This is a genomic window from Streptomyces sp. NPDC006655 (genome assembly GCF_040703965.1).
In the GTDB taxonomy this organism is placed as follows: domain Bacteria; phylum Actinomycetota; class Actinomycetes; order Streptomycetales; family Streptomycetaceae; genus Streptomyces.
The window spans coordinates 57,716-71,117 of sequence record NZ_JBEYJU010000019.1 but is presented as its reverse complement, the minus strand read 5'-3'; the positions used below and the strand labels follow the sequence as shown (position 1 = coordinate 71,117).

At 74.5% G+C, this 13,402-nt stretch carries 8 protein-coding genes and 1 pseudogene; 2 read left to right on the top strand and 7 right to left on the bottom strand.

All coding sequences use genetic code 11. The features are described from left to right. Positions 1-2: 2 nt before the first annotated feature. Entirely contained in the window at positions 3-2,726 is a 2,724-nt protein-coding gene (locus tag AB0958_RS14020) for a SpoIIE family protein phosphatase (protein WP_366890646.1), read from the bottom strand. Between the two features lie 102 nt (positions 2,727-2,828). Next, positions 2,829-5,387 carry a SpoIIE family protein phosphatase gene (locus AB0958_RS14015; protein ID WP_366890645.1) on the bottom strand — a complete coding sequence of 853 codons (2,559 nt, stop codon included), beginning with the start codon at positions 5,385-5,387 and terminating at the stop codon, positions 2,829-2,831. 230 nt (positions 5,388-5,617) lie between these two features. Between AB0958_RS14015 and AB0958_RS14010 the strand changes: the two genes are divergently transcribed. Then, on the top strand, positions 5,618-7,114 hold the full coding sequence (locus tag AB0958_RS14010; RefSeq protein ID WP_366890644.1) for a hypothetical protein: 1,497 nt from the start codon (positions 5,618-5,620) through the stop codon (positions 7,112-7,114). A gap of 85 nt (positions 7,115-7,199) precedes the next feature. On the opposite strand, the gene AB0958_RS14005 is transcribed toward AB0958_RS14010, so the two are convergent. The 4 genes from AB0958_RS14005 to AB0958_RS13990 all read right to left on the bottom strand — a co-directional run bounded on the left by AB0958_RS14005 (position 7,200) and on the right by AB0958_RS13990 (position 10,903). After that, on the bottom strand, positions 7,200-7,535 hold the full coding sequence (locus AB0958_RS14005; RefSeq protein WP_366890643.1) for a YkvA family protein: 336 nt from the start codon (positions 7,533-7,535) through the stop codon (positions 7,200-7,202). Positions 7,536-7,596: 61 nt separating this feature from the next. Then, on the bottom strand, positions 7,597-8,757 hold the full coding sequence (locus AB0958_RS14000; protein ID WP_366890642.1) for a hypothetical protein: 1,161 nt from the start codon (positions 8,755-8,757) through the stop codon (positions 7,597-7,599). 244 nt (positions 8,758-9,001) lie between these two features. Beyond that, entirely contained in the window at positions 9,002-9,388 is a 387-nt protein-coding gene (locus tag AB0958_RS13995) for a VOC family protein (RefSeq protein WP_366890641.1), read from the bottom strand. Between the two features lie 150 nt (positions 9,389-9,538). Next, on the bottom strand, positions 9,539-10,903 hold the full coding sequence (locus AB0958_RS13990; protein ID WP_366890640.1) for an FAD-dependent oxidoreductase: 1,365 nt from the start codon (positions 10,901-10,903) through the stop codon (positions 9,539-9,541). A gap of 265 nt (positions 10,904-11,168) precedes the next feature. Between AB0958_RS13990 and AB0958_RS13985 the strand changes: the two genes are divergently transcribed. Then, positions 11,169-12,230: an NAD-dependent epimerase/dehydratase family protein gene (locus AB0958_RS13985; RefSeq protein ID WP_366890639.1), complete on the top strand. Its 1,062-nt coding sequence runs from the start codon at positions 11,169-11,171 to the stop codon at positions 12,228-12,230. Between the two features lie 38 nt (positions 12,231-12,268). On the opposite strand, the pseudogene AB0958_RS13980 reads toward AB0958_RS13985, so the two are convergent. Next, a pseudogene (locus AB0958_RS13980) lies at positions 12,269-12,622 on the bottom strand (C40 family peptidase); the annotation flags it as partial. Between the last annotated feature and the right edge of the window lie 780 nt (positions 12,623-13,402).

The following is a 13,402-nucleotide window of genomic DNA, read 5'->3' as shown; positions in this document are numbered from 1 at the left end:
CGTCAGGGCACCGGCTGCTCGGCCCAGATGACCTTCCCGGCCGGCGTGTAGCGGGTGCCCCAGCGCTCGGCGATCTGCGCCACCAGGAACAGCCCCCGGCCGCCCTCGTCGGTGCTCGCCGCGTACCGCAGGTGCGGGGAGGTGGTGCTGGCGTCGGACACCTCGCAGATCAGCGTCCGGTCGCGCAGCAGCCGTACCCCGATGGGGGCCCGGCCGTAGCGGATGGCGTTGGTGACCAGCTCGCTGAGGATCAGCTCGGTGGTGAACGACAGCTCGTCCAGCCCCCACTCCGACAGCCGGCGGGTCACCTCGGACCGCACCTCGGAGACGGCCGCCGGATCCGAGGGCACCTGCCACTCGGCGATCCGGTCCGGGCCGAGCGCCCGGGTCCGTGCCACGAGCAGCGCCACGTCGTCGCTGGGGCGGGCCGGCAGCCGCTCCAGAACGGCCGCACAGGTCTCCTCGGGAGTGCCGTCGGCTGCCGACTCCAGGGCACCGGCGAGCAGGTCGAGCCCCTCGTCGATGTCCCGCTGCCGGTCCTCGACCAGCCCGTCGGTGTACAGCACCAGTCGGCTGCCCGGGGGCAGCTCCAGCTCGGCGGTCTCGAAGGGCAGCCCGCCGACCCCCAGTGGGGGACCGGCAGGCACGTCCGGGAACTCCACACTGCCGTCGGGCCGCAGCAGCGCCGGCGGCGGATGACCGGCCCGGGCCACCGTGCAGCGCCGGGAGACCGGGTCGTAGATCGCGTACAGGCAGGTCGCCCCGGTGATGGTGGCCGTACTGTCCGAGGGTGTCTCGTCCTGGTCGATTCGGCTCACCAACTCGTCGAGCAGTACGAGGAGTTCGTCCGGCTGGAGATCGAGGGAGGTGAAGTTGTGCACGGCGGTGCGCAGCCGCCCCATGGTCGCCGCCGCGTGCAGTCCGTGCCCCACGACGTCCCCGACCACCAGCGCCACCCGGGCCCCGGACAGCGGCAGCACGTCGAACCAGTCGCCGCCCACACCCGCCTGCGCCGGCAGGTAGCGGTAGGCGATGTCCAGGGCGCTCTGCTCCGGCAGGCTGCGCGGCAGCAGACTGCGCTGGAGGGTGACCGCCATGCTGTGCTCACGGGTGTAGCGGCGGGCGTTGTCGATCGTGACGGCCGCGCGGGCCACCAGCTCCTCGGCGAGGGCCAGGTCCTCGTCGTCGAACGGCGCGGGCTTCTCCGAACGGCAGAAGATGGCCAGCCCCAGCACCAGATTCCCGGCCCGCAGCGGCACGCTGATCAGCGAGTGGATGCCGAACTCCAGGATCCGGCCGGTCAGCTCCACGTCCTGGGCCCGCCAGCCGGGCGCCTCCCGCAGCCTCCGTTCGACCACCGAGTCGCCGGTCTGCAGACTGCGGGCCTGCGGTGAGGACGGCACGAACCGGAACCGCTCGCCGACCGGGTACAGCGGGGCGTCCTTGCGGACGCCGGTGAGCGCCACCCGGCGCAGCGCGTCCCCCGGCTTCGGCTCCTCGCCCTTGAGCACCGCCTCGTACAGGTCGACGACGGCGTAGTCCGCGAACCGCGGTACCGCCAGCTCCGCGAGCTCCTCCGCGGTCCGGGGGACGTCCAGGCTGGTGCCGATGCCCACTCCGGCGTCGTACAGCATGTTCAGGCGTTCCCGGGCCACCTCGGCGCGGCCGGACAGGGCGCGCAGCTCGGTGGAGTCGCGCAACGTGGTGACGCTGCCCGGCGGCCGGCCGCGCACCTCGATCGGGCGCTGGTTGACGGCCAGCAGCCGGTCCTTGACCAGGTGCACCTCGTCGGTGGCGACCCGTCCCGAGGCGATCAGCTCCGCCGTGTCGCCGTCCAGGCCGAGGTCCACGACACGCCGGCGCTCGGCGTCCGCGGGCAGGTCCAGCAGACGCTGCGCCTCGTCGTTGGCGAGCATCAGCCGGCCGTCGCCGCCGACGATCAGCACCCCCTCCCGCACCGAGTGCAGCACCGCGTCGTGGTGCTCGTACATGCGGGTCATCTCGTTCGGGCCGAGGCCGTGCGTCTGACGCAGCAGGCGGCGGCCGACCAGCGCCGTCCCCGCCAGCGCCAGGGCGAGGGCGACACCGGCCGCGGTCAGCAGCAGCATCAGCTGCTGGTCGGCGGCGCCGCCGACGTGCGCGGTGGTGATGCCGGCCGACACCAGCCCCACCACCTTGCCGGCCGGGTCCCTGACCGGCACCACGGCCTGCACCAGCTCCCCGATGGTGCCGTGGACCTCCTGCGTGACGGTCCCGCCGGCCACCGCGGGTCCGATGTCCCCGACGAACTTCTTGCCGATCCGGTCCGGCTTGGGATGCGTGTACCGGATGCCGTCGGTGTTCATGACGACGATGAAGTCCACGCCTGTCGCCCTGCGGGCCGCCTCCGCCTTCGGCTGGAGCACGGTCGTGGGATGCGGCAGCCGCAGCGCCGCCGCCGTGCCCGGGGCGTTGGCGAAGGTCTGGGCGACGGCCAGCGACCGGTTGCGGGCCTCCGTGGTGCTGTCGTGCCGCACCTGGAGGACCTGGGCCACCACGGCCGCCGCGACCAGCAGCAGCACGATCACCACCTGGAGCACGAACACCTGTCCGGCCACACTGCGCCCGCTGAGCGCCGACCGGACCCGCCCCGGCTCCCTCACTCCCTGCTCCCCCTCGCTGAGCGGCGCACGCGGACTCCCGGAACGGGGCGGCCGAGTGTCGGACCGGCCGGGCAGACGGACCATGAGCCCATGTCTACACTGCCCGGGCGCCCGAGGCGAGAGGGTCTTGGGAGGCAACCGGGCCCGATGTCGTGCCGACCCCCGGCCGGACCCGGTCCGCGCCGCTCAGTACGGGGCCCGGGGCTGGTCGGCGGCGCCTTGGTGCGGGGCCGGGGGTCGGTCGGTGGTGGCTGGGTGCGGGGGTCGGCGGGTGGCGAGGAGCAGCGCCACGTCGTCTGGTCGGTCGGTGGCGTGCCGGGCCATGGCGGTGAGCCGGTCCGCCACTCCGGCTAGGTACCGCCCGCGCCGCCGCCCGGGCACCGCACCGGCACTCCCCAGAGCAACCCGCAGCGCCGCTATGCCGTCGTCGATGTCGGCGCCGGGCCGCTCCACCAGCCCGTCCGTGTACAGGGCGAGGATCGCGCCGGGCGCCAGCTCCAGCTCGGTCACCGGATAGCGGGCCCGCGGATCCACACCGAGGACGACGCCCCCGGCGAGCTGCAGCACGTCGGTGCGGCCGTCCGGGGCACGCAGCAGGGGCGGCAGGTGCCCGGCCCTGGCGACCCGGGCGAATCCGGTGGCGGGGTCCAGACGCAGGTAGCAGCAGCTCGCGAACTGGCCCGGGTCGAGATCGATGAGCAGCCGGTTGGTGCCGCCCATCACCTCGTCGGGCGGCCGGTCGCCGAGCGCGAACGCCCGCACCGCGCTGCGCAGTTGTCCCATGGTCGCGGCGGCCTGCACACCGTGTCCCTGGACGTCCCCGATGACCAGGGCCAGTCCGTCGCCGGCCTCCACCACGTCGTACCAGTCACCGCCCACGTCCATGCCCTGGGTGCCCGGCAGATACCGTCCCGCGGTCTCCACCCAGGGGTGTGCCGACAGCCGGCGCGGCAGCAGCGCCTGCTGGAGGCCGCGGGCGAGGGCGGCCTCGCTGTCGTAGCGCTGGGCCTTCTCCATCGCGTGCGCGATCAGACCCGCGAGCGCCATCAGGACGGTGCGTTCCTCGGTGCTGAAGCCGCGCTCGTCGTCGAAGCCGAGGATGCACGAGCCGACCGGGCGCCCGGAGGCGATCAGCGGCAGGAAGGCGCGGGCGCCCCGGTCGGCGTCCAGCGCGAGACCCGGGTAGGAGTCCGCCAGTTTCCGCATCGACTCGAAGAACAGCGGCCTGCCGGTGGTCAGGGTCTCGACCCCGGGGATCCGGGCGTCCAGGCCGACCCCGTCGAAGGGGGCGAGGAAGCCGGGCGGGAAGCCGTTCTCCCAGGCCAGGTAGAGGTGCCGGTCCTGGAGCAGGTAGATGGCGAGCCGCCGGCCGCCGAACGCGGGCAGCAGCTCCTGGGTCACCACCGCCGACACCTGACGGGCGGTCACCGCGTCGGTCAGCGCGATGGCCAGGGCGATCGGCCGGTACAGCGGTGCCATCGAGGGCCCGCCGCCCTGGCCGGGCCCGCTTCCCGTGCCCGATTCGGGCGGCCGGGGCAGGTGCACCGGCGGATCGAGCCGGTTGGCGGGGACGACCGTGCACGTGACCAGGTCCGGGCCCGGATGCAGGGACAGGGCGAGCCACCCGCTCTCGCCCGCCCCCTCGTGACGGACCTGGAAGTGCACCGGGTCGGGGCCCAGCAGCGCACCGCGCCAGTGGTCGTCGTACGGCGGCCCGCTCAGCCACGGCATGGCCTCCCACACCGGCCGCCCCAGCAGCTCGGCGACCGTGCGGCCCGCGAGCCGCGCGGTGGCCCGGTTGGCGTACCGGACGAGCCCCGCGCGGTCCAGGCAGAACACGCCCTGCGGCAGCAGATCGGCCGCTCCGTCTCCGGGCGCGGCGGGCCCGAGGTCGACGACGGTGCCGGAGACCAGGGACGGGGGGCCCGCGCCGGGCGGCGGCCACAGCTCCACCAGGCGCGGGGCACCGTCTCCGGCCCGCAGCCGCAGCGGCGCCTGTGGCGGCCGCCCGGCCGCGGTCTCGCGCAGCGCGGCCAGCACCCGCGGGGCGTCGGCCGGCGCCACCGCCTCGGCCAGCGCCGCTCCGGTGCCCGCGAAGTCCTCCGGTGCCACACCCAGCAGGGCGTGCAGCCGGTCGTCCGCGCGCACCGCGGAGGTGGCCGGATCCCAGGTGAAACGGCCCGTCCGGACCGTCTGCGGGCGCCGGGCGGGCGGCCGTACGCACACCGGCTCGCCCTCCCAGGCGACCGCCGCCGCGCCCGCCTCCGCCACCAGCTCGCGCAGCCCCGCCCCCAGCCGCCGGGCGATCTGGCACAGCAGCTCCGGGTCCGGCGGTTCGTCCACCGTGTCCGGGACGGCCGGCCGCAGCACCGTGAGCACCCCGAAGGGCGGCGACGCGCCGGGCACCGGCGTGTACAGCGAGCCGAACTGGAACGGCAGCCCGGCCGCGAACTGGGGGTAGCGGCGGACCGTCTCGGTGGCGTTCGGCAGCACCACCCGCACCCCGAGCCGGTAGGCGTCCGCCACGGGGAACGGCCGGTCCACGTGCAGCCGCCACCAGGGCCGGAACAGCGGGCCGGGCAGGCCCACCAGGGTGGCCAGGCGCAGCAGCCCCGGGGTACCGGAGCGCAGGTACACACCGGCGACGTGGCCGTCCGCCGCGTCCAGAGCGCTGGTCGAGGCCTCGACCAGCAGCGCGGTCAGCCGCTCACGCGCCCGGCCCACGTGCTCACCGGTCCCAGTCATCCGGTCCTACCTCGTCCGTGCACCGCCGGGTGGGTGACACAGCAAGAATGCGCCCCCCGGGCCTTCGCACGCACCTCCGGGACCGGGAACCGGCGAGCGGTCCCCGGTGCCCTCACACCGATGCCCCACCCGGGTGGCGGGAGTCCGGACGCGCCCCTGGTAATGGTCTGCATGACGCGCCGTGCCGTACGTGGGGTGCCAGGTACGGCCACACCCCCCTGGAGCCGAGCATGATCACCCGCTCTTCGCCCTGCAGCCCGCCCGACCCGGCGATACCCCGGATACTCGCCCCCGGCGTCGACACCCCACCCGCCGACCCGGCGATCCCGCCCGCACCGCCCCCGGCGGAGGTCCGCACCGACCCGCCCGAGGCAGCGGTCCGCACCGACCCGCCCGAGGCAGCGGTCCGCACCGACCCGCCCGAGGCAGCGGTCCGCCATGACGACCCGCTCGAAGGCCTGCTCCGTACGGTGGTCACCGACCGTCCGCTGGAGGACGTCGTCCAGCTGGTCACCCTCCTGGAGGGCGACCCCGCCCACGGCGAGCTCACCGGTGACGTGCTGCGCGCGGTCGGCCGCAACCGCTCGGTCGACGAGGTCACCCGGCTCGTCACCCTGCTCACCGGTGAGCCCCGGCTGGCCGACCGCGCCGAGGTGGCGATCCGGGCCGCCGCCGAGTGCCGTCCCCTGGACGAGGTGTCCCGGCTGGTGGAACTCCTGCACCGCGGGCCGCTGGAGCCCCACTGCGGTCGGGCCGCCGTCCGGGCGGCCGGAGTCGGCCGCCCGGTGGAGGACGTGGCCCGGCTCATCGGCCGGCTGGCGACCGCGCGCGCCGCACGGACCCCGGCCCCGCTCGGCTCGGCCGCGGGGACCGGTGCCGCGTACACCGCGTCCTCGCTGACCTCACTGACCTCGTGGTGCGCGTCGACCGAGCCCGCCGCGCCGACGGGGGCGTCCGCGCGGGGCGGGCCGTCGGGGGCGGTGGGTTCGGCCGGGATGCCGGCCTGCGCGGCGTCCGAGGCGGGTGTGGGGGCCGGGGCGGGCGAGCGGGACGGGTGGTCGGGGCCGACGGCGTCGCTCGCGGGCGTGGCGGAGTGCCACGCGGCGGCCGGGGCGGGTGCGGCGGCCGGGGCGTCCGAGCGCGGCGGCGTGTCCGAGGCCGGTGCCACGACCGGGGCTTGCGAACCGGCCGGGTCCTCGGCGCCGGGCGCGTCCGCCGGGCCGGCCGAGGGGGCCGGGGCGACCGGACGTGCCGCGTCGGCGGCGTCCGAGGCGGCCGGCCGGCCGGGGGGCGCCGTCCCGTCCGTGGCGGGTGGGCGCACCGCGTGGGCCGCCGCGCTGGTGTTCGTGCTGTGCGGGGTCGCGCATGCGCCGCGCCAGTGGGGCGGGGCGCCACCGCTCACGTCGGCCGTGCCCGCGCTGTGCCTGCTCCTCGCGTTCGCGCTGACGATCCCCGCGGCACGCCTGGTCGCGGCCTCGGCCGGGTTCGTCGGCGCCGCCGTGCTCGCCGCCGGACCGGTGCTGGACTCCCGGTTCGGGGCCCGGCTGGGCCTGCGGCGGCTGTCCGGCACACCGGTCCCGTCGTGGCTCCCGGGCGCGCTAGCGGCGACGGCCGCGCTCGCCGCCCTGACCGTGCTGGTGCTGGTGCTCGTCGGCACCCGTCGCACCGCGCGGCGTCGGTCCGGCGTCGCTCAGGCATCCGGCGACGTACTCGGCACCGGCCGGTGAGCACAGTTCGGCCGGGGAGTCGGCCAGGTCGAACCCCGGCACCACCGGGCCGTCCCGGGAGCCGGCCGGCCCGGGTGCCGCGCTTTCAACTCCAGCGTTTCGTCCAGGGCTTCGGCGAAGACGCCCCGCTCCGCTGCCCGCCCGGTTCCGGGTCCTCGGCGGGCAGGGCCGCGCGCATGGAGCGCAGGGCCAGCAGCAGGACGCCGATGTCGTCCAGGTAGATCGGGTCGGGCAGCAGGTCGGTCGGCAGCACCAGATACAGGACCGCGCCCCAGAACACCCACCGCGAGCCGGTCGGCAGTCCGGCCCGGCGCAGCGCGCGCCGGGTGCGGACCAGCCGTACGAGTACGGCGATCGCCCCGGCGAGCAGGGCCGCGGCGACGATCGCGCAGATCACGAGCACGGTCGTGGTGGTGTCCATGGCTGTCCTGTCGTCCGGCCCCGGTCCGCCCCGGGGCCCCTCACTGGTCCGTCTGCCCGGTTTACCGGTCCGGCTGCTGCTCCGCCCTCCCGGATTCGCCCTCGGTCACCGCGGCCGGCTCCGCGCTCTCCCTCGGAGGGCGCAGTCCCTTGAAGGCGCGGGTCAACTGCTGGAGGGGCGAGGCGGGTTGGGGCACCGGTGCGACGGGGACGGGGGTGTCGCGGAGGGCGGCCAGCGCCTCGTGGGCCCGTTCGGCCGACTCCCGGTACAGGTCCCGTGACCTCGTCATGGCCTCCAGTGCCTCCGCGTACTGCGCGACGAGCTCCCGCTCCCGGTCGAGCTGCTCCTGGAGCGTCATCAGGGTCCAGTTGTCGCGCAGGTCGGCCAGCGCCTCCTCGGTGCCCTGCGGCGCGGGCCTGGGCAGTGCGGCGAACCGGCCCAGCAGGGCGATGAGTTCGGTGGGTTCCGAGCCGTCCAGGAAGACGCTGCGCACCGCGTACTCGTGCGGGTCGTAACCGGACGGCGCGGGGTCCGGCGGCAGCAGCACGGCTCCGCCGCGCGGGACCTCCACTCCGAGGTCGCGCAGGGCCCAGTTGACGGCCCGGAACTGCTCGGGCGCGGCCCGGTGTTCCACGACGCGGTGGGCGAGGGCGGGCGGCAGGCGCCGTACCAGGGGGAGGCGGCCGAGCGTGTCGGGCGTCATCGCCTCGTGCACGACGAGGTTGACGCACCAGGCGTCCTTCGCGGCGTCGCGCAGCACCCGGCGCATGTCCTTGTCGTCGGCGGGCAGCGGGTTGACGGTGCGCAGCCGCAGGCCGGCCACCGCCGGGTGGTAGTCCCAGGCGGCCTCGCCGCCGTCGCCGGCCTCGTCGCCGTCGGGCCAGAACATCGTCGCCGGGGAGGGCCAGGTCTCGTCCCAGGGCCGCTCGGCCTCGGCGACGAGCTGCCACTCCCGCCCGGCCTGCCGGCCCTCGTGCGCCATGAGGGTGAGCCGGGCGCGGACCGTGACCGTGCCGTCGCCGACCCGCCAGCGGGCTTCGAAGAGCCGCCGGTCGGGGTCTTCGGGCACGGGGGGTTCGGTGAAGTCGTCGAGGGCGCCGGTCTCCTTGCGCAGGCGCAGGATCCGGCGGATCACCTCCTCGGAGTCCGGGCCCGTGTGGCGGCCACGGGCGGGCCAGACGGACTGCGGAAGGGCGGCGTGGTCGGTGGCGGAGTTCGACATGGGCCAATCTGCTGACGGGAGGGGAGTGCGCCTCCCAGTATCACCGCCGGGGAGCGTGTCAAACAGGGCGGGGCCCGCCCGCGCACGGGGTGTGCGCCCGGCAGCCGGGGTGCGCACCGTGTGCGTCGTACGACGCACGTTCACCCGTGCCCGTGGGCCGCCGGGCCCCGCACAATGGTGCGGCGAACGGGGCCCGCCCGTCCATCCGCTTCGGGGCGGGCCCCGTTCACCTGGCCGTCACTGTCTACTCGTGGCTGCCGTAGGGCCGTGTGATGATCTCCATGCCGTGTCCGGCCGGGTCCATGAAGTAGAGGCCCCGGCCCCCGTGGTGGTGGTTGATCTCTCCGGGCTGCCGCAGACGCGGTTCCGCGTAGTACGTGATCCCGGCCCGCCGGATGCGCTCGTAGGCCGCGTCGAACTCCTGGTCGGAGACCAGGAACGCGTAGTGCTGCATGACGATCGACTCCGCCGCAACGCTGGCGAAGTCCAGGGTGACCCCGTTCCCGGTGGCCACGGGAACGAAGGGGCCCCACTCGGTCCCGACCTCGAGTCCGAGGACGTGTGCCAGGAACTCGGCGGACTCCCGGTTGTCCCGGGCGTGGACGATGGTGTGGTTCAACTCGACTGACATGGGTGGAATGCCTCCGCAAGGCACCTCACAGCACCTCCATGCCTCACCCGGCCGGTGACCGACACGCGATGCGTGCGCATGATCCTAGGACATTCCCGGTGCCCGCGAGAGGGGGCCGGCGCATCGCCTTCGGCCCCCTCTCGCGGTGTGTCAGGCGCCGCTCTCGCGGAGCATGTCCTCGCGCTCGACGAGCTTGACGCGCTCACGGCCCTGCGGCTCGCCCAGCGCCTTCTCGGCGGCGTCCAGCCGGTACCAGCCCTCCCAGGTGGTGAAGCGGACGTTCCGCTCCGCGAGGAAGGCGTCCACCGCCTCCGGCGCGGGCGCCTGAGGGGTGTGCAGCCTGCCATCGGCGTAGTCCGCCAGCAGGTTGGCCACCGTCTCGTTGGCGTCGCCCTTGGTGTGGCCGATCAGACCGACCGGCCCGCGGCGGATCCAGCCGGTGACGTAGGTCGACTGGAGGTGGTTGCCGCTCTCCTCGATGACGCGCCCGCCCTCGTCCGGGACGGTGCCCGAGTCGATGTCCCAGGGGAGCTTCGGCAGCTTGTCGGAGAGGTAGCCGACGGCGCGGTAGACCGCGGTGACGTCCCAGTCCTTGAACTCGCCGGTGCCCTTCACGTTGCCGGTGCCGTCCAGGGCGGTGCGTTCGGTGCGCAGTCCGACGACCTTGCCGTCCGCGCCGAGGATCTCCACCGGGGACTCGAAGAAGTGCAGGAAGAGCTTGTGCGGGCGGTCGCCGACGTCGCGGATCGCCCAGTTCTCCAGGGTCTTGGCGACCATGTCGGCCTGCTTGTTGCCGCGTCGGGTCTCGATCGATCCTGCGTCGTAGTCGATGTCCTCGGGATCGACGACGACCTCGATGGTGGGGGAGTGGTCCAGCTCCCGCAGCTCCATCGGGGAGAACTTCGCCTGCGCCGGGCCGCGACGGCCGAAGACGTGCACCTCGAGGGCCTTGTTGGCCTTCAGGCCGTCGTAGACGTTCGGCGGGATCTCGGTGGGGAGCAGCTCGTCGGCGGTCTTGGCGAGGACGCGGGCCACGTCCAGGGCGACGTTGCCGACGCCGAGCACCGCGACCTTCTCGGCCTCCAGCGGCCAGGTGCGCGGCACGTCCGGGTGGCCGTCGTACCAGGAGACGAAGTCGGCGGCGCCGTAGGAGCCGTCCAGCTCGATGCCGGGTATCCGCAGCTCGCGGTCGGCGGTCGCGCCGGTCGAGAAGATCACGGCGTCGTAGAAGGAGCGCAGGTCGTCGAGGCTGATGTCGGACGGGTAGTCCACGTTGCCGAAGAGTCGGATCTGCGGCTTGTCGAGCACCTGGTGCAGGGCCGTGATGATGCCCTTGATGCGCGGGTGGTCGGGGGCGACGCCGTAGCGGATCAGGCCGAAGGGGGCGGGCATCCGCTCGAAGAGGTCGATGGACACGCCGGGCTCGGCGGCCACCTCGGACTTGAGCAGGGCGTCGGCGGCGTAGATCCCGGCCGGGCCGGCTCCGACGATGGCTACCCGCAGGGGGCGCGGCATGATCAGGTTCCCTTCGAGCGGTGGCAGTCGATCGAGTGAGGACGATCGATCTCGAACGGGAAGCCTAAACTAAGGCAGTCCTAAGTTAGTACGCGGGTCCGGTCTATGACCTCATAAGGCGATCTTATGACCCATCCCGAGTCCGGCTTATGCCCGGGAACGGGACCCGGTGCCCCCAGGTGCTTGGCGGCCGCCCCGGTCGTGCACCACCCTGTCCTCTGCGGCGCACCGAGGCGCGGTGGGTCCGAGGGCGAGGGGTGAGGACGTGGACGCACGCGAGGAGACGACCGTCGCGGTGACCGGCGGCAGCGGGTTCGTCGGCAGCCATCTGGTACGACGGCTGCTGGAGCGGGGCTACCGGGTCCACGCGACCGTTCGCAGCACCTCCGACGCGGCGAAGGTCCGGCCGCTGTGGGACCTCCAGGAGGCCTTTCCCGGACGGCTGGTCCTGTTCCGCGCCGATCTGCTCCGGGACGGCTCCTTCGACGAGGCGTTCCACGGCTGCGCGACCGTCTTCCACGTGGCCTCGCCCTTCCTGATGCCGGAGCGGATCAAGGACGGCCGACGGGACGTGGTGGACCCGGCGCTGCTCGGCACCCGCAACGTCCTCGGGAGCGTGGGCCGTACCCCCGAGGTGACGACCCTGGTGTTCACCTCCACCGTCGGCGCGATCTTCGGCGACTACGCCGACGTCCGCGAGATGCCCGGCCAGGTGCTGACCGAGCAGTACTTCAACACCACCAGCACGGTGGCGAACAACCCCTACCACTACGCCAAGACGGTCGCCGAACGCGCCGCCTGGGACGCCGAGGCCGCCCAGGACCGCTGGCGCATGGTGTCGGTCAACCCGGGCCTGGTCCTGGGGCCGTCCCTCGCGCCCGCCTCCGAGTCCGGCAGCCTGTTCCTGCTGGACGAACTGTTCAAGGGCTACTTCTGGTACGGCGCCCCGGACTTCAGTTTCACCACCGCGGACGTCCGTGACGTGGCCGACGCGCACATCGCGGCGGCGGAGAACCCCGCGGCCAAGGGCCGTTACATCGTCGCCCACGAGACGATGACGTCGTTCCACGAGATGTCCCGGATCATCCGCACCCGCCACCGCCGGGACCCGCGGCTGCCGCGCACCGCGCTCCCGCACTGGCCGGTACGGATCCTCGGCCCGCTCTTCGGCCTCACCCAGGACTACATACGCAAGCACCTCGGTATCCGCTTCCGCGTCGACAACAGCCGCAGCGTCCACGAACTGGGCCTCGTCTACCGGCCGGTCGAGGAGACCCTCCTGGACCACTACGAAAGCTGGCGCACGCGGCGGCGGAGGGTCGTCTGACGCCGCCCGACGCCGTCAGGCGTCCGGGTCCGTCCCGGCTACGCGGGGCGGACCACCCGGTGGATCGCCGACTCCCCGGCGTTGTAGATCGACTCCTCGCGGATGGACGCTCCCGGGCTCGGCGCGTGGATCATCGTGCCGCCACCCGCGTAGATCCCGACGTGGCTGTCGTTGTCGAAGAAGAAGACCAGGTCACCGGGTTCGACGGCGGCCAGCGTCACCGGGGTGCCGGCCAGCGTCTGCTCCGGCGCGGTACGCGGCAGCGTGACGCCCGCGGCGCGCCAGGCGGCCTGGGTGAGGCTGGAGCAGTCGTACGACTCCGGTCCGGTCGCCCCCCAGACACACGGCCGCCCGATCTGCGCCCGCGCGAACTCCAGCGCCTTCATGGCCTTGCCGGGCTCGGCCACGGCGACGGCCTGGGGGAAGGAGGTGGGTGCGGGGGCCGGGGCGGTGACCACCGGGACGGCGGGGGCCGACGCCATGGGAGGCGAGGTCATGACGGGGGTGGGTGCGGTGGCCATCGCGGCTGGGGGCGCTGTCATGAACGGCTGCGCCGGCGGCATCGCCACAGGGGGCGCGGCCATGGCCGTGGGCATCGGAGCGGACGGCATCGGCATCGGCATCGGCGTGGGCACCGGTGCGGGGGGCGGGGTCATCGGCATCGCGGGGGCGTAGCCGGGGGCCGCGGGCTGCATTCCGGCGGCGTACGCGGCAGTGGCCAGGTCGGCCGTGGGTGCGGTGGGGTAGGCACCCATGCCGGGGTCGGCCGGCGGCCCGGCGGGCATGGCGGGCACGGCCGGCATGACCGCGGTGGGGGCCTGGGCCGCGGTGTCGTACCCCCCGGTGAGGTAGCCCATCCCGGGGGCGGCCGCGGGCGCGGTGGCGTAGGTGGCGGCGTAGGCGGCCGCCTGCGGCGACATGACCTGGAAGGAGCCGGTGTCGATCGGCGCGGGCGCGGCGGCGGGCGCGGGTGCGACGGTCGGGAAGGCGCCCGAATCGGTCGAGGTCGAGGACGGCATCGGGAACGTGCCGGTCGCGCCCGGCGTCATGATCCGGAAGGAACCGGTGTCCGCCGGGGACGGCACGGCGGCCGGGGCCGGGTCCCTCGGGGCGGGGGCAGGAGTCGGGAAGGCACCCGTACCGCCCGGCGTCATGACGCGGAACCCGCCGCT